Here is a 17,080-nt window from a genome sequence, read left to right as displayed (position 1 = left end):
AATATGACATCCGGGAGTGTTCCGGTCAAGGGTTCTCCCGGAGAGTTTTCATGACCACCGTCCCACCCCTGGTGAGCGGCGACCGCGCTGGAGCCATTTGGGCTCAGTTTGAGCCGCCGACCCCGTCGAGATGGCCCTGCACCGCGGGAGCCAGACGCGCGGTGAGGTCGTCGACCGACATCGATGCCAATGGTTCGAGTTCGAGGACGTGGCGAAACATGAGCGCACCCGCCATCTGAGTGAGGACGAGAGTGGCTCGCAGATCCGCCTCTGCACTGTCGACACCAATGTCCTCGATCCTGCGCGCCACCGCCCCTTTGAGCTCACGCAGCAGAAACTGCCTGATCAGACGGCCGGCTGCCGAGTCGCTCACCGCAGAACGCAGAATGGTCACTCCGATCGACCTCACGTTCGAGTGTTCCCAGGCGCTGAGCACCGTATGTACGAGGGACTCGCCGAGGCGGTCGTCTGATACTTCTAGAGCCGAGCGAACGATGTGGTCCGGTCGGACGGGAAGCTTGACCACCTCGGCGAAGAGGCCGGCCTTGGACTCGAAGTAGTGATGGACGAGTGCGGAGTCGACCTGGGCACGACGGGCGATGCCGCGCAGAGAGGTCTTGTCGTACCCTTTTTCGGCAAATTCGGCCGAAGCGGCGGCCGTGATGGCGGCTCGCGCATCGCTGCTGCTCGCCTTGCGCGGGCGCCCTCTCCGGCGGGGCCCCGGGTTCAGATCCGCCATGCTCCCCAGAGTATCGTGAGGACCAAGCTGCAAAAGGTCTGCACAACGGTCCGCCCGACGGAGCAAAGGTCTGGGAAACGGGCCTCTGTTTGGTCAGAACCACCTCGGCGGGGGTCCTAGCGTGGATGTAGCAGCAGTCGTATGAAAGGTTTTCCGGTTCACATGTTCAGGCAGTCGTCGAAGTTGGCCAATGTCCTCTATGACATTCGAGGACCCGTCCTCGAAGAGGCCCAGGCGATGGAAGCCGCCGGGCACACGATCCTCAAGCTCAACATCGGCAACCCTGCCCCCTTCGGATTCGAAGCCCCCGAGGCGATCGTCCAGGACATCGCCGCGAACCTTCCCGTGACGCAGGGGTATTCGGACTCGCGGGGGATCCTGTCGGCCCGCCGTGCCGTCGTCCAGTACTACGAGACCCGCGGCATCCACAATCTCGGCACCGACGAGGTCTACCTCGGCAACGGAGTCAGCGAACTCATCACCTTGAGCCTGCAGGCCCTGTGCAACCCGGACGACGAGATCCTCGTGCCCGGCCCGGACTATCCGCTGTGGACCGCCTCGGTGGCGTTGTCCGGCGGCACCCCGGTCCACTACCGCTGCGCGGAAGAGGACGCCTGGCAGCCGGACCTCGACGACCTCGAATCCCGGATCACCGAACGTACCCGCGGAATCGTCGTCATCAACCCGAACAACCCGACCGGTGCGGTGTACTCGCAGGAGACGCTGCAGAAGATCGCCGACATAGCCCGCCGGCACGGCCTCATCGTCTTCTCCGACGAGATCTACGAGAAGATCACCTACAACGGCGTCGAACTGGTCAACATGGCCACGCTCACCGGCGATGATGTTCTGTGCCTGACCTTCTCGGGTCTGTCGAAGGCCTACCGGGTCGCCGGCTACCGTTCCGGCTGGCTGGCGATCACCGGACCTCTGGACGAAGCGCACAGCTACCTCGAGGGCATCAAGCTGCTCGCGAATATGCGCATGTGCTCGAACGTTCCGGCCCAGCACGCGATCCAAGCGGCCCTGGGAGGGAAGCAGTCGATCGATGATCTCGTCCTGCCGACGGGCCGCCTCGGCGCGCAGATGCAGGTCGCCTATGAAGGGCTCAATTCGATCGACGGCGTCTCTGCCCACCGCGCCGACGGTGCGCTGTACATGTTCGCGAAGCTCGATGTCGAGAAGTTCGGCATCACCGACGACGAGCAGTTCGCCCTCGACCTGCTGCGCGAACAGAAGATCCTCGTCTCCCACGGCACGGCCTTCAACTGGCCGAAGCCCGACCATTTCCGACTCGTCACCCTGCCGTCGGTCGAGGTGCTCACCGAGGCGATCGAACGCCTCGACACGTTCCTCTCCGGCTACCGGCAGGTCGCTCCGACGACGTGCGAGCTGCCCGTGGTGCGCGAAACCGAGCACGCGGCATCGCCCGCAGCCGGCTGACGGGCTGAACCGACGAGGCGCCGGCGAGCGCCTCATCAAGAAGGGCGAGCGCCTCATTGAGAATCATGTGGTGCCGGGCGGACATCGATCCGTCCGGCATCACGGCTGAGGTGGGCATCACGGCTGAGGTGGGTATCCTGACTCAGTATCAATCACCATCGAGCCGAAAGCAGGTAGGGATGCCGCACCTCATCGAAGTGTGGAACGACACCGTCGACTCCCGACACCTCACCGGCGGCATCGCCATCTCCGTCGGCATCGCGGTCACCGCCTATCTCGTCGCCGACCATCTCTTCGCCGCGGCCGGTCAGACGGAACTCGGCCACCCCTATGCTCTGCTCTTCGGCATTCTCGGGTGCATCCTCGGCGCCGTGATCACTGGCTTCCTGTTCAAGCCCAAACGCGTGATCACGAGCCCGACGACCGACACGCGCAGCCGGCAGGAGATCATCGACGAGATCGTCGAGGAGTACGGCGACCTCGGCGACCCGCGCGAACTCCCCGAGGCGGTGCAGGCCGAGGTGCGGGCGCTCGGTCTCTTCGACGCCCTCCTCGAGAACCATCGGCACCACGTTGCCGATGACGGCAGCAGCGCACGGAATACGGACGAACAGCAGTGAGCGCGGACCTCCTCGAACCCATCCTCTGGGCGATCGGCATGGCCGTGCTCGCCGCTGTGCTGTTCACCGGCATCGGCCTGATCTCCGGCACGGATGAGACGGCAACAGTCGCCCCCATCGCTCTGCTCGTCATCCTCCTCGGCGTCCCGCCCGCCGGCGTCATCGCCTTCTTCCTCGCCGCGGTCATCGCCAAACACATTTCCCACGCGGTGCCGACGACCCTGCTCGGCATCCCCGGTGACACGACGGCGGTGCCGATGCTGCGCGAGGCCCAACTGCTGCGTGCCTTGGGAGTGCCGCACCTGGCACTGCAGAAGGCGATCTCTGGCGGTGTCATCGCTGTGATCATCGCGATCCCGCTGTCCATCCTCTTCGCTCTCGTCCTCACCCCGTTCGCCGAAAGCATCGAGTCCGCGGCTCCGTGGATCTTCGTGGCGGCAGCCGTTCTTGTCGCGTACACCTCGAAGGGAAAGCTCGCCGCCGTCGTTGCGCTCATCCCCTTCGTCCTGCTCATCAGCGGCCTGCAGGCGTTCATTCTGGACCAGAAGGACGCGACGTTCACGACGTCGTTCTTCCTCGGCATCGCCACCGGCCCGCTCATCTTCGACCTGTTCGCGGGACTGTCCCCCGCGGGCAGGAAAGCGATGCGCCAGGAGGGCAAACGCGAATTCGCCCTCGCCCCCGACGTTCCGCGCCCCGGTGGGCGGATCCCGAATCCCTTCACGGTCCTCGACCGCACCCAGCTGACGTATACGACCGGATCTGCGGCGATCACCTCGGCGACCTTCGTCTTCTCACCCGTGGCCATGGCCGTGCTCATGGGCGAGATCGCCGGCAGCCGGATCAAGAACGGCTTCCACCGGCTGACGACGGTGGCCACGGTGCGCAACGCGACCACCGAATCGACCTATATCGCCGAGACGCTCATTCCCCTCATCGCCATCGGCCTGCCGCTCTCACCCGTGGCAGCCGGTCCCGCGGCACCGCTGTTCAACGCTCCGCCGGTCTACACCCTCGATGCCGAGGCGGGGACGACGAACAACCTCCACGATCTGCTCACGACCGGGCAGTTCGCCCTCTTCGCCGTGATCGCGGCGGTCATCGCCATCGTCATCGCCTACCCGTTCGTGATGACGAACGCCCATCGGGCGGCGACCTGGGTGATGCGATCGGTCTCACACGAGGCGATCATCGCCGGGTTCGCGGCCCTCATCTGCGTCATCTGCCTCTACGAAGGCGGACTGCTGGCACTCGGCGTGACGATCACCGTCAGCCTCGTCGGCGGACTGTTCAACCGGATTATCGGCATGCACGCCGGCGTCCAGTTCATGGGCTACTACGTCGCCGTGCTCACCGTGCCTGCGATCCTCGCGCTGTGAAAGAGCGGCTCACCGCCACTGCCGGGTGACGGTGCGGATGTCGGCGACCACCTCGGCTACGGCGGAATCATGGGCGGCCACGATCGGATCGTGCCGGGCCCGCGACCCCGCCGAGGCGGCCGACCGAGACCGGGACACGAGCAGAACATCGCGCCGGCAGGCACTCAACGGCATCGGGATGACCTCGATGTCGGGGTCGGTCGACAGGGAGGACTCGGGGATCATCGCGACCGCCAGACCGGCCGAGATCATCCGGTTGATGGCCGCGTAATCGTCCATCCGCATCCCCACCCGCGGTTCGAAGCCCGCGGACAGGCAGAAGGATCTGACCACCTCGTCGATGGCATCCCCGGGATCGATGCTGAACGCCCACGTCTGGGACACGAGCACGGCGAGGTCGGGCATGCCGTGGGAGTCACGCTCGATCGGGCCGATCGAGCGCGGCACGCACAGGTGCAGCTGTTCCGAATAGAGGTGAGCGGCATTGAGGGTCGCGGGGATCCACGTTCGGTCGATGTCGGTCGAGACCAGCAGCGCGAGGTCGAGGTCGCCGGATTCGAGCCGGGACACGAGCTTCGCGTGTTCGTCCATCGTCACGTCCAAGGCCGCGGTGAACACCTCGGTCCGCTCGCCCGCGACCGCTTCGTCGCGGGTCTGCCACCGCGGCCGGACCTGCAGCTGATCGTGCAGCCGGGGGATCACGCGGGCTCCGACGGTGGGCACCGCCCCGATTCGCACCGGAACGGCCTGGGATTCCCGCCACAGCGCCACCTCGGCGCCGAGGCGATCGCACAGCCCCAGGATCTCCGTGGCCCGTGCGACGACGAGGCTGCCCACTGAAGTCGGGTGCGATCCGCGTGGTGAGCGGTCGATGAGCGTGGCCCCGAGCCTGCGCTCGAGGTTGCGCAGATGATGATTGACCGTCGGCTGGCTCCACGACAGCGCCGTCGCCGCGGCGGCCACGGATCCGGCCTCGGCGACGGCGCACAGGGCGACGAGTCCGCGAGTGTCCAGAGGTTCCATTGCTCTCCTCCATCGAGTTCAATACTGACTATAGAACAAGGGAGGAAAGTTGCTATTCTCCCATACCCGCTCACCTCTTTAACCTGGACGCATGACCGTGCACCAGGACTCCCCCATGCCCCCGGCCCCGCACTCCTCCTCGGGGCCGGCGACGCATCCTGCCCTCACGCAGTCCCGCGCACCCTATGCCGAAGCTCTGGCGTATGCGGCCGACCGCAATTCGCTGTTCCTGTCCACCCCCGGACACGGCGGCACGACCGAGGGCATCTCCGCAGGTCAGGCCGAATTCTTCGGCGAGCACACCCTCTCCCTGGACATCCCCCCGCTCTTCGACGGAATCGACCTCGGCGTCGATACCCCGAAGGACGAAGCTCTGCGCCTGGCCGCCGAGGCCTGGGGCGCCCGCCGCACCTGGTTCCTCACCAACGGCTCCTCTCAGGGCAACCGCATGGTCGCCCTGGCCGTCGGCACCCTCGGGTCCGGCGTCATCGCCCAGCGCAGCGCGCATTCGAGCTTCATCGACGGCATCGTGCTGGCTGGGCTCAACCCCGGCTTCGTCTACCCCAACGTCGACGAGGTCAACGGCATCGCCCACGGCGTCACCCCCGACGCACTGCGCCGGGCCATCCGCAATCACCCCGAGCCGGTGACCGCCGTCTACCTCGTGACCCCGAGCTACTTCGGTGCCGTCGCCGACGTCGAATCCCTCGCCGAGGTGGCCCACGAAGCAGGTGCGGCACTGATCATCGACGCCGCGTGGGGTGCCCATTTCGGTTTCCACCCGGACCTGCCGGCGTCCCCTGTCACCCAGGGCGCCGACATCGTCATCATGAGCACGCACAAGCTCGCCGGTTCGCTCACTCAGTCCGCACTGCTCCACCTCGGTGACACCGAGTTCGCCGATCGCCTCGAACCGGCGCTGGCACGCGCGTTCATGATGACCGCCTCGACGAGCGAGAACGCCCACCTCATGGCCTCGATCGACCTGGCCCGCCGCGCACTCATGACCTCGAAAGAGGCGATCACGGATTCGCTGGAGAACATCCGCCACATCCGTGCGCAGATCGAGGCCACCGACCGCTATCACCTGCTGTCCGGGGAGTTCCTCGGTCATGCCGACGTCGTCGATATCGACCCGTTCCGCCTGCCCATCGACATCACCGCCACCGGACTCGATGGCCACACGGTGCGCAAACGTCTGGCCGAGGACTTCGACATCTTCCCCGAGATGTCGACGGCGACCACCCTCGTCGCCCTCATCGGCATCGGAAAGTCCCCGGACATCGGCCGCCTCATCGACGCCCTGGAGACTCTGCGCCTCGAAACCGCAGACTCCGCCACCGCGACAACCCCGGCCTCCGGCCTCCCACCACTTCCCACAGCCGGCCGACTGGCAATGACCCCGCGCGAGGCGTACTTCGCCGATTCCGAACTCGTCACCGCCGCCGAGGCCCTCGGACGGGTGAGCGTGAGCTCGCTGGCCGCATACCCACCCGGAATCCCCAATGTCCTGCCCGGCGAGGAGATCACCGCCGACACCATCGACTTTCTCCAGGCCGTGGCCGCAAGCCCGTCCGGACACGTCCGCGGCGCCGCCGACCCCGGGCTCGAGACCTATCGGGTTGTCAGGAACTGATCGGCGCGCAGTCACCGCCCCTGTCGACCCCGGAGGCCTCGGCCGGCAACATCACTGGACAAGTGACACTGCCAATTAGACAACATCTTCATTGCGTATTTTCTGGACCACTGGACGATTTCCAACGCAGGTAACTACCCTCCGGCGCCTTCGTCATGAACTGTGTCACAATTTTTGTTGACATGCCCATACGGCCCAACAAAGATGTTCTGCATTGTCGAAATCCGACAGCAACTGCCGCGCAGAGTTCGCACCATTCCGGCGACTCGGCCCTGCAACTTGCCCAGCAGCAGCTGAAACGAGGAACCGCTGATGTCAGAAGGCCACGACAGACCCGCGCAGAAAGACAAGAAACCGACCCGCAAGGAACGGCGTGCAATAAAGAAGCAGAAGCGGTTCGAGGCCGATGACTGCATCGTCGTCGAAACCAAATCGATCCGCACCGCCATCGGCGGCACCACCGTCGGCAACTTCATGGAATGGTTCGACTTCGGTGTCTACGGCTACCTGGCCGTGACGATGACCTCCGTCTTCACCGAAGGCATGGACCGACAGATGGGTCTGCTCGTGACCCTCCTCGGCTTCGCAGTGTCCTTCCTCGTCCGCCCGCTCGGCGGCATGGTGCTCGGACCGCTGGGCGACAAGGTCGGCCGGCAGAAGATCCTCTTCTTCACGATGGCCACGATGGCCACCGCCACCGCCCTCATCGGCGTCCTGCCCACCGCCGCCCAGGTCGGCCTGTGGGTGATCGTCCCGCTCTACCTGCTCAAGATGATCCAGGGCTTCTCCACCGGCGGCGAGTACGCCGGTGCCACCACCTACGTCTCGGAGTTCGCTCCCGACAAGTCCCGCGGCTACTGGGCCTCATGGCTCGATGTCGGCTCCTACCTCGGCTTCGCCGCCGGTGCAGGAACCGTCGCCATCACGACCGTGATCACCACATCCATCCACGGCGAGAACGCCATGCTCGACGGCGGTTGGAGGATCCCGTTCCTCATCGCCATCCCGCTCGGCGCCGTCGCCATCTGGTTCCGTCTGAAGATCCCGGAGACCCCGAGCTTCGAATCGAGCGAGGAAGCCGGCCGCGACATCAAGGTCAAGGACGACAAGTACGCCCGCCACGGCCTCATCGGCGTCATCCGGCACTTCTGGAAAGAGATCCTCATCGGCATCGCCGTCGTCGCAGGCTCGCAGACGGTCGGCTACGCGCTGACGAGCTTCATGCCCACCTACCTGGAGGAGACCGTCAAGGTCTCAAACGTCCAGGCGGCCGTGGCCACGATTCCGGTCCTCGTCATCATGTCGCTGTGCCTGCCGCTCATCGGCAAGCTCTCCGACAAGCTGGGCCGCAAGTTCGTCTTCCTGGCAGCAGCCATTATGACGATCGTCCTCATCGTCCCCGCCTTCGCCGTCATGCAGATCGGTGAGATGTGGGCGGTGATGGTCGCCCTGTTCATGGTCGCCCTCCCCGCCGGATTCTACATCGCCTGCTTGGCCTCGACGCTGCCGGCTCTGTTCCCGACCGCGTCGCGCTACGGTGCGATGGGCCTGACGTTCAACCTCGGCGTCTCTCTGTTCGGCGGCACCACGCCGCTGTTCGCCCAGGCGCTCATCGATGTCACCGGCAACTCGTACATGCCCGCGTTCTACATTATGTTCTTCTCGGTCGTCGCACTCGTCGCCGTGCTGCTCATGAAGGAATCGGCGCACCGGCCGCTGCCGGGTTCGTTCCCGACGGTGAACACCCACGAAGAGGCCGAAGAGCTCGCTCGCACCCAGGCGGACAACCCGGACATGGACATCGAGTCCATGCCGATCGTCGACACCGACCCCGACAGGGCACCCGCCTGAACAAGGTCTGCACTTGAGCGGTGAGTGCATGAGCGGGTTCAAGATTCATACGTGGTGATCTTGATCAGTGCGTATGAATCTTGAACCCGCGGGTACTGACGCGCCGCCGAACGCGCCGGGGCTCAGCCGTCGGCGTCAGCCGGGACGCGCTTGAAGAAGTAGAGGTTCGACGTGACGAGGTCGGCCGCCTCGGCGGAGTTCCCTTCCTCGATGAGGTCGACGATCCGCGGCAGTTCGCGAGCGGAATCGACCGCGATGGCCCCGATCTGGTCCTGGTGCCGGTAGAGGCGCGATTGATCGCGCAGGCGCAGGCTGATCGCGGCGGCACGCCCGCCGAGTCCGTGCTCGAGCAGAGCCTCATGGAACCTGCGGTCCTGCGTATAGAACTCGGCCACGTCACCGTCCTCGGCCGCCGCGACGGTCGCCTCGGCGAGGCTGCGCAGTCGGGTGACCGCATCGGCCTTGGTCGTTGATGCGCTCGTCGCGTCCGCATCTGCCCGCCGGCCGCGACCGACGCGGTCGTCGCTGTCCGCCCCGGCCAGGCTGCGGGCGGCGGGAGCCGCGAGGAGGACGCGGATGGCGATGATCTCCTCGAGGTCTGCCTCGGTGACGGTGACCAGACGGAATCCGCGATTGGGCACGGCTTCCACGGTCCCTTCGGTCACGAGCGCCATCATCGCCTCGCGTACGGGACTGAGTGAGATGCCGAGCTGCTTGGCCAGGCCAGCAGCAGAATAGATCTTGTCTTCGGCGAGCTCACCGGCGGTGATGGCGTCGCGGATGATGCCCAGTGCCTGCTCGCGCAGCGATTCGGACTGTGTTCTCACTCGATCCATCTCACGCTCCCCTTCGATTCGTGGTCAGCAGCCCGCAAGCGCACACCTCCTCCAGCGCGATGTGTGCGGCGACGATCTTCCGGTCGCCTATTGACAGCATAACCGTGAGATCGCACCATGGAAGCAGGTAGTCGGTAATCGATTACCTGCCCGGACTCCCCCGCGGAGTCATACCCACAGTGACGTTCCTGCAATGAAGGAGGAACCCATGACCGCCGACCCCGCATCCGGCACACCAGCATCAGACGCGTCCGGCACACCCGCACCGCCGATGTCCGCGACGGACGCGTCCGCCGATCCGCTGCTCCAGCCCTTCTCACTCGGCCGGCTCACGCTGCGCAATCGCATCGTCTCGACCTCGCATGAGCCCGCGTACACCGAGCTCGGCATGCCGAAGGACCGCTACCGCCTCTATCACCGGGAGAAGGCCAGCGGCGGTGTCGGTCTGACGATGATCGGCGGTTCGGCCATCGTGTCCAAGGACTCCCCCGCCGCGTTCGGCAACATCGACCTGTCCACCGATGAGGTGGTTCCGTGGCTGTCCGCGATCGCCGGAGACTGCCACGACGAGGGCGCGGCGATCATGATCCAGGCGACCCACTTGGGCCACAGGTCCTCGAACTTCGCCGGCGACTGGCTGCCGTTGGTCTCGGCCTCTCGGACCCGGGAGGCCGCGCATCGGTCCTTCACGAAAGCGCTCGAGGACTTCGACATGGATCGCATCGTCGCAGACTTCGCATCCGCAGCCGAACGCGTGGCGGCCGCCGGATTCGACGGGCTCGAGGTCATGCACGCCGGTCACCTGCTCGATTCCTTCCTCGCCCCGTGGCTCAATGACCGCGACGACGAGTTCTCCGGCGAACTGGACAATCTCATCAAGTTCCCGATGCGCATCATCGATGCCGTGCGCGCGGTCGTCCCGGATGATTTCGTCCTCGGCATCCGCATGGCCGTCGACGAGCGCCGCGAGGACGGAATGGACGAGGCGAGAGCCACCGAGATCCTGCGAACCTACACCGATCACGGCATCGACTTCCTCAACCTCAATGTCGGGATGATCAACTCGGACCGTCAGCTCGCCGAGGCGATCCCCGGCATGGGCACACCCTCGGCACCCTGGCTCGAGACGTGCCGTCGCATCCGCGAGGCCATCGACATCCCCGTCCTCCACGCCGCGCGCATCTCCGATGCCGCGACCGCCCGGTTCGCGATCACCGACGGGTGCCTCGACCTGGTCGGGATGACCCGCGCGCAGCTGGCCGACCCGCACTTGGCGCGCAAGGTCGCCGAAGGACGTGAGGACGATATCCGCCCCTGTGTGGGCGCAAACATGTGCCTCGACTCGATCTACACCTCCGGTTCGGCCACCTGCATCCACAATCCCGCCACCGGGCGGGAGGCCGATCTGCCGCAGGAGGTTCCCCACGACATCACGACCGGACCCAAGCATGTCGTCATCATCGGCGCCGGTCCCGCCGGACTCGAAGCCGCCCGAGTCGCGGCCGTGCGCGGTCACCGGGTGACCCTGCTCGAAGCCGAGGACGCCCCCGGCGGGCAGGTCCGCATCGCCGCCCGCTCGCGGCGGCGCCGCGACCTCATCGGCATCATCGACTGGCGCGTCCAGCAGTGTAAGAAGCACGGTGTCGACCTGCGCCTGAACACCTTCGCCGAGGCGGCCGACATCCTCGGCCTCGGTCCCGACGTCGTCATCGTCGCCACCGGCGGGGTTCCCGATGCCGGGTATCCCTTCCGTGAGCAGGGTCCGAGCTTCGACGTCTGGGATGTCATGGACGACCGGCTGAAGTCGAAGCAGCGGGTGCTCGTCTTCGACGACCACGGGTTCTACCCGGCCCTCGACGCCGTCGAACGCCTGGCTCGGGCCGGTCAGCAGGTCACCTACGTCAGCCCCGAACGCACGATCGGCATCGACGTGGGGTCGATGAACTCCCCCGCGTATCTGCAGGTGTTCTCCGAATTCGGAGTCGAGGTCCGCCTCGGCGAGCGCTTGGCGGCGAAGCCGCGGAACGAGGGCAAGGAGATCGTGGCGATGCTGCGCAACGACTATTCGGATCGGGAGACGGAGGTCGTCACCGATGCCGTGGTCGTCGACTTCGGGACGACTCCCAACGATGAGGTCTATTTCGAGCTCAGGTCACAGTCGTCGAACCACGGGGCCACGGATCTCGAGGCGTGGGTCCACGGACACCCGCAGCCGGAATCCGGCCCGGATCCCGAGGCCACCGGCACCGAGGCGGGGCACCCGTTCGCGCTGTACCGGATCGGTGATGCCGTCGCCTCCCGCAATGTGCATGCGGCGGTACTGGAAGGGCTGAGAGTGGGAATGGGGCTGTGAGCACAGGGGTGACGACGGTCTGCACGAGTGTCGACTTCCACACCGGCGGCGAACCCTTCCGGATCGTCGCCGAACCCCCGGTCGAGATCCCCGGTCGCAGTGTGGCGCAGCGTCGGGAACTGGCCGTACCCGGTTCGCCGGCCGATGATCTGCGCAGGCTGCTGTGCTTCGAACCGCGCGGGCATGCGGACATGTACGGCGGTTTCATCACCGAACCCGATGACGATGAGGCTGACTTCGGGGTCCTGTTCTGGCACAAGGACGGCTTCTCCACGGCCTGCGGCCACGGGACGATGGCGCTCGGCGCGTGGGCAGTGTCAGCCGGGATCGTCGCCGTCGACCCGTCCGGGACCACGGAGGTCACGATCGACGTGCCCTCGGGTCGAGTTCGCGCGCAGGTGCACACGGACGCCGAGGGACGGGCAGCCTCGGTGGACTTCGTCAACGTGCCCAGCCGGCTCGTCAGCTCTGGGATCACAGTGGACACCAGCCTGGGCCCGGTCACTGTCGATCTCGCGTGGGGCGGGGCGGTCTACGCGCTCGTCGATACCGCTCAGTTGGGTGCCGCCGCCGGTTCCTCTCAGGCCGACGAGGTGGGCCGCCTCGGTGAGGTGAGTTGCGAAGTCGTGCCCGAGAACCTCACCGCGCTCATCGCCGTGGGCCGGGAGATCAAGGCGGGTCTCGCCGGTCATCAGGACACCGCGCACCCCGAGGATGACAGGCTCTCCGGTGTCTACGGCACGATCTTCGTCGACCGGTTCGGCACTCTGCCCGGCGGCGAACTGCATCAGCGCAATGTCACGGTCTTCGCCGACGGTCAGGTCGACCGCTCACCATGCGGATCGGGAACGGCGGCTCGAGTCGCCGCTCTCCATGCCGCCGGTGAGCTCGCGCCCGGACAGGTGCTGGTCCATGACTCGATCGTCGGCACGCGATTCCGGGCGCGAGTGCTTGAAGAGACCGCCGACGGCGTCGTCCCGGTCGTCACTGGCAGCGCCCACCGCGTGGCCACTACGACGTTCGAGCTCGACCCGCTCGATGACCTCGCGCCCGGGTTCGCGCTGCGGTGAGGTTCGGCCCACCGGCAGCCGCTCACCTCTCGACGACGAGGTCGGTCAGCGGGGTCGAGCAGCAGGGCAAGAACTTGCCCGCCGCGATCTCCTTCGGCCGGATGCCTCCGGCGTGCTTCATTTCGACCTCGCCGCTGATGAGCACGGATTTGCAGGTTCCGCACGCGCCTTCCGAGCAGGATGAAGGTACCGACAGGCCGGCATCCAGCGCAGAGTCGAGCACGGTCGTGGACTCATCGCAGTCGACCACGTGCCCGGAGACCGTGAACTCGACGGCATGCCTCGCAGCGGTGACTCCGCCGGACCCAGCCCCGGCGGCACGGGCCCTCGCCCCAGCTCGAGCCACACGGTCGGCGGGTGAGGTGGCGAAGACGAACGACTCTTCATGCATTCGCGTCGATTCCACCCCCGCCTCGGCGAGCAGGGGCCGTACCGCCTCCATATACGGACCAGGCCCGCACACGAAGGTTTCGCGGTCGGCCGCGTCGGGGACCACCTCGGCGAGGGTGGACGCATCGATCCGACCCCGCCGACCGGGCCAGGCCTCGGTCTCGGAATCCCGGGAGCACAGAATGGTGACGTTGACTCCGGCGACCTCGGCGAGCTGTTCGAGCTCGGCGCGGAAGATGATGTCTTCCGGCGTCGAGGCACTGTGGACGAAGGCGATGTCGGTGCCGAACCCTCCCTGTCGGGCCAGCAGGCTGCGGACCATCGACATGATCGGGGTGATTCCGGAGCCGGCGGACAGGAAGAGGTGACGTTCGGCCTGATGAAAGCTCGTGCTGAACAGCCCGTACGGCCCGTCCACGTGCAGCCGATCGCCGACGCGCACGTTGTCGTGCAGATGGGTCGACACCGCTCCCCCGGGCACACGCTTGACCGTGATGGTGAAGATGTTCGTGCCGAAGGGCGCCGAGGAGATCGAGTAGCAGCGCTCGAGACCCAGCTCGGGGATGCGCATCGTCACGTACTGACCCGGCGCGAAGTCGACGGCGGTCATCCATCCCGCCCGCAGCTCGAAGGTCGTCACGTCGTGGGTCACCTGGGTGATGCCGGTGACCTCGACGGGGCCGGTGAGCAGTTCGGGATCGAGTTGAAGCTCGGCGAGCACGGGGCCAGCTGATTCAGCAGGCACCCGGTCGATCGGCGCGGCGAGCGCGGGCTCGACTGCCGTATCGAAGACCGGTGGGGCGGCGGCCGCGAGTGCGGGTCGCCCGCCCCGAGAGGGCACTCGGAACGTCGCCTTGCCCACGGGCACGGACGCGGCCGGGGCGAATTTCGAATGACGGTACCTCATCGCTGCTCAACTCCTTCCGACTGCCCATTGCCCAACTGCACGGTCCGCTGCACTCGATGGGCCTTGAGACGTTCGATGTACCAGGTGACGAAGTCATCGACCTGCGATTCGGTGGGAGCATACGGGCCCGGCACATATGCCGGCGACGAGATTCCCAGGTGCCCGCGTTCGCAGAAGGTCGCGTCCTGTTCGTTCGTCTTGAGCCACACCGTCGTGAGGTTGTCGAGGTCGTAGTCGACTCCTTCTTCCGCATCGGCGTGGACGAGCCAGGTCGTGCGCACCAGCGTCTTGTCTTCGGCCAACGGCAGCAGGCTGAACGTCACCACGTGGTCGCCCATCGCGTGGAACCACATATTCGGCTGCACGTGCAGCGACGCCCGGCCCAGGACGAAGGTGTCAAGATCGCCCAACAATTTCGCCGAGGCGGCCGACCCGTCCATCGTGTACGACTCGCCCTGTCCGTCGAGAGCTGCCCGTTCGATCCGGAACCCGGTTGGCCGTCCGCTCAGCTCCTCGACGAGGGCGTAGGGCAGGCCGTTGCGGTCGCAGTTGGCGTGCAGCTGTTCCTCGGCGTCGAGGTAGCGCTGGTAGGCCGGCTGCAGCCGCTTGGGAATCTCATCGGGCTCGTAGCCGTAGGTGGGGAAGAACGTGCAAGTCAGCTCCGGGTGACCGGCTTCGCAGTGGTAGCACTCGCGGTTGTTCTCCATGACGAGCTTCCAGTTCGAGTCCTCGATGAGGTCACTCTGCGCAGCCACCTTCGTCCCGGCGATGTCATGCCCGGTCAGATAGGGCTCGAAGACGGCGGCCACCTCGTCGATGTCATCGGGCGGAGTGGCGCTGAGGCAGATGAAGATGAGCCCGCCGATGATGCGGAGGTTCACGGAACGCAGAGAGAAGCAGCTCCGGTCGAAGCCAGGAGCTTGAACGCCTGCAGAGATGAGCTCTCCGGCAGGGGTGTAGGTCCATTGGTGGTAGCCGCACACGATGTTGCCCACCGAGCCGGACAGGTCATTGAGCAGCCGAGTCCCCCGGTGACGGCACACATTGTGGTGCGCCCGGATCTCACCGTCGTCATCGCGGATGACGATGACGGAATAGGCGCCGATGTCGATCGTGAGGTAGTCGCCGGCCTCGGGCACTTCGGCAGCAGAGGCGACGAAGATCCAGGTGGAGGCGAAGATCGCCTCGATATCGCGTGCGAAGAACTCCGGGCTGATGTAGAACGGTGCCGCCAGCGAATAGCCGGGCACGCGTTCGTCGATGAGCCGATCGATATCGGTCCTGCCGTGCCCGCCCGATCCGGCGGCCGGTCCGGGGCTCGTCGTGCCGGAATCGGTTCGCTTCTGCTCTGGTGCCAGAGTCAATTCGTCCACCACCTCGTCGTCATGGTTCGGCCGCTCCTCCTACCGGCTCCTTCGCCGGCTGCGACCGTGGAGTTCGTGCTCCTGCCCCCAGTGTCCGCCAGCGGTTTGCTGAAGAAAAGCGAATCTTCTTCATCCGAAACGTGCAATACTATTGCATGATCGATCCGCGTCTCCACGTCCTTCGGGTCCTTGCCGAAGTCGGCACCCTCACCGAGGCGGCACACCGCCTCGGATACACCCCTTCGGCCGTATCGCACCAGCTCAGAGGCTTATCAAAGGATCTCGGTGTGCGTGTCGTCGAACCGCGCGGCCGCGGCCTCGTCCTCACTCGTGCCGGTCAGCTCCTCCTCGAACGCTCCCAGGAGCTCTTCACCCGGTGGGAGGAGATCCGCGGTGAGCTCGACGGTCTCGACTCCGGCGTTGATACGGGCAGCAGGCGGCTTCGTCTGTGCGGCTTCTCCACTGCCGCGGCCGCTCTGCTTCCACCGACGGCCCTGACGGTGATGGAGCGGTTCCCGGGCGCCGAGGTCACGATCATCGAAGCCGATCCCGAGGAGTGCTTCGACCTCCTGGTCTCCGACCATGCCGATGTCGCCGTGGTCGTGGCCACCGACCCGCTGCCGCCGCGCAGCGATCCTCGCTTCGAACAGTCGGCCCTGTTCAGCGATCGCCTCGATCTGCTGGTTCCCGTCGGACACCGTCTGGCCGAGAAGTCCGCGGTGGCGTTGAGCGAGGCGGCCGAGGAGTCCTGGATCCTCGACCGGTCGGGGTCGCCGTATCACCGCCTGGTGCGCACGGCGTGTGCGGCGGCCGGCTTCCAACCGGAACAGGCCCATCAGTCGCGCGAGTGGGAGACGGGAGCGTCGTTGGTATCGGCGGGACTCGGTGTCGCGCTCATTCCTCGTCTGGCCCGCCTGCCGGACGGCTTCGATGTGGTGCGCGTGCCGCTGCGCGGTGATCCGGTGCCGTCGCGGAAGATCCTCTCCGGTATCCGCCGCGGTTCGGGCGCTCAGCCGATCATCGCCTCGGCGCTGGAGGTCCTCCGGGAGTCTGCTGAAACGGCGGCCCGCCAGGGGGCCTGACCATCCAAACCTGCGGTCGCATTCGGCGCCGTTTCCTCGCGACGACGGTTGTGAGGACGATCCCGGCGATCAAAACCAGAACGGAGATGACGGCCACAGCGAATCCGGTGGTGTAGAAACCGGAGGCGAAATCATCCAAGGCGTCGACGTTGCCACCGCCGCCGAGGAGGAACAGGAACATCGGGATGACGAGGATGCACAGCCCCACACCGAGTCCGAGGACTCCGGCGATGATGAGGAGGATTCCCGGCACCACGGACGGCTTCTTCGCACGCACGCCTTGCGGCGGAACCCCACCGGGCTGGATCATCTGCGGGTGATACGTCATCCGGGCCTCCTTCGTCTCCCCCGATCCTATCGGGGACTCGAAACCACGCCATGACCTGC

At 66.2% G+C, this 17,080-nt stretch carries 14 protein-coding genes; 8 read left to right on the top strand and 6 right to left on the bottom strand.

Translation table 11 applies throughout. From position 1 onward, the window contains the following. Nucleotides 1-103: 103 nt before the first annotated feature. The gene (locus AD89_RS0100265) at nt 104-739 is read right to left on the bottom strand and encodes a TetR/AcrR family transcriptional regulator (RefSeq protein ID WP_025776611.1); all 636 of its coding nucleotides are present in this window, start codon (nt 737-739) and stop codon (nt 104-106) included. Nucleotides 740-901: 162 nt separating this feature from the next. On the opposite strand from AD89_RS0100265, the gene AD89_RS0100260 reads away from it, so the two are divergent. The 3 genes from AD89_RS0100260 (at nt 902) to AD89_RS0100250 (ending at nt 4,181) form a co-directional block, all read left to right on the top strand. Next, complete coding sequence (locus tag AD89_RS0100260; RefSeq protein WP_025776610.1) at nt 902-2,182, top strand: pyridoxal phosphate-dependent aminotransferase; 1,281 nt, start codon at nt 902-904, stop codon at nt 2,180-2,182. Nucleotides 2,183-2,361: 179 nt separating this feature from the next. After that, nucleotides 2,362-2,802 carry a hypothetical protein gene (locus tag AD89_RS17805; RefSeq protein ID WP_155807322.1) on the top strand — a complete coding sequence of 147 codons (441 nt, stop codon included), beginning with the start codon at nt 2,362-2,364 and terminating at the stop codon, nt 2,800-2,802. Beyond that, on the top strand, nt 2,799-4,181 hold the full coding sequence (locus tag AD89_RS0100250) for a tripartite tricarboxylate transporter permease (protein ID WP_025776608.1): 1,383 nt from the start codon (nt 2,799-2,801) through the stop codon (nt 4,179-4,181). The genes AD89_RS17805 and AD89_RS0100250 overlap by 4 nt, the downstream gene beginning before the upstream one ends. A 9-nt stretch (nt 4,182-4,190) precedes the next feature. Here the strand turns inward: AD89_RS0100250 and AD89_RS0100245 are convergent, their stop codons facing one another. Next, nucleotides 4,191-5,204, bottom strand: coding sequence for a LysR substrate-binding domain-containing protein (locus tag AD89_RS0100245; protein WP_025776607.1), 1,014 nt, complete (start codon nt 5,202-5,204; stop codon nt 4,191-4,193). A 91-nt stretch (nt 5,205-5,295) separates the two neighbouring features. Between AD89_RS0100245 and AD89_RS0100240 the strand changes: the two genes are divergently transcribed. Both AD89_RS0100240 and AD89_RS0100235 read left to right on the top strand, forming a co-directional pair. Then, on the top strand, nt 5,296-6,840 hold the full coding sequence (locus AD89_RS0100240) for an aminotransferase class I/II-fold pyridoxal phosphate-dependent enzyme (protein WP_025776606.1): 1,545 nt from the start codon (nt 5,296-5,298) through the stop codon (nt 6,838-6,840). A gap of 312 nt (nt 6,841-7,152) precedes the next feature. Further along, nucleotides 7,153-8,691: an MFS transporter gene (locus tag AD89_RS0100235; protein WP_025776605.1), complete on the top strand. Its 1,539-nt coding sequence runs from the start codon at nt 7,153-7,155 to the stop codon at nt 8,689-8,691. A gap of 122 nt (nt 8,692-8,813) precedes the next feature. Here the strand turns inward: AD89_RS0100235 and AD89_RS0100230 are convergent, their stop codons facing one another. Continuing rightward, nucleotides 8,814-9,518: a GntR family transcriptional regulator gene (locus tag AD89_RS0100230; RefSeq protein WP_231488314.1), complete on the bottom strand. Its 705-nt coding sequence runs from the start codon at nt 9,516-9,518 to the stop codon at nt 8,814-8,816. A gap of 217 nt (nt 9,519-9,735) precedes the next feature. Here AD89_RS0100230 and AD89_RS0100225 point away from each other — a divergent pair, with 217 nt between their 5' ends. Both AD89_RS0100225 and AD89_RS0100220 read left to right on the top strand, forming a co-directional pair. Beyond that, nucleotides 9,736-11,880 (top strand): oxidoreductase, encoded by a 2,145-nt coding sequence (locus AD89_RS0100225; RefSeq protein ID WP_331279713.1) that lies wholly within the window; start codon nt 9,736-9,738, stop codon nt 11,878-11,880. After that, nucleotides 11,877-12,950, top strand: coding sequence for a proline racemase family protein (locus AD89_RS0100220; RefSeq protein ID WP_035319510.1), 1,074 nt, complete (start codon nt 11,877-11,879; stop codon nt 12,948-12,950). Before AD89_RS0100225 ends, AD89_RS0100220 begins: the two co-directional genes overlap by 4 nt. A 22-nt stretch (nt 12,951-12,972) precedes the next feature. On the opposite strand, the gene AD89_RS0100215 is transcribed toward AD89_RS0100220, so the two are convergent. Together AD89_RS0100215 and AD89_RS0100210 are read right to left on the bottom strand one after the other, a co-directional pair. Next, complete coding sequence (locus tag AD89_RS0100215; RefSeq protein ID WP_025776601.1) at nt 12,973-14,247, bottom strand: hybrid-cluster NAD(P)-dependent oxidoreductase; 1,275 nt, start codon at nt 14,245-14,247, stop codon at nt 12,973-12,975. Continuing rightward, complete coding sequence (locus AD89_RS0100210; protein ID WP_081770283.1) at nt 14,244-15,611, bottom strand: aromatic ring-hydroxylating oxygenase subunit alpha; 1,368 nt, start codon at nt 15,609-15,611, stop codon at nt 14,244-14,246. The genes AD89_RS0100215 and AD89_RS0100210 overlap by 4 nt, the downstream gene beginning before the upstream one ends. Before the next feature lie 155 nt (nt 15,612-15,766). Between AD89_RS0100210 and AD89_RS0100205 the strand changes: the two genes are divergently transcribed. After that, the gene (locus tag AD89_RS0100205; RefSeq protein WP_025776599.1) at nt 15,767-16,693 is read left to right on the top strand and encodes a LysR family transcriptional regulator; all 927 of its coding nucleotides are present in this window, start codon (nt 15,767-15,769) and stop codon (nt 16,691-16,693) included. Here AD89_RS0100205 and AD89_RS0100200 read toward each other — a convergent pair. Continuing rightward, a complete protein-coding gene (locus AD89_RS0100200) occupies nt 16,629-17,021 on the bottom strand; it encodes a hypothetical protein (protein ID WP_025776598.1) in 393 nt (130 codons plus the stop codon). The genes AD89_RS0100205 and AD89_RS0100200 overlap by 65 nt on opposite strands. Between the last annotated feature and the right edge of the window lie 59 nt (nt 17,022-17,080).

This window comes from Brevibacterium sp. VCM10 (assembly GCF_000583215.1).
In the GTDB taxonomy this organism is placed as follows: Bacteria; Actinomycetota; Actinomycetes; order Actinomycetales; family Brevibacteriaceae; genus Brevibacterium; species Brevibacterium linens.
This window is presented reverse-complemented; position numbering and strand designations above follow the sequence as displayed.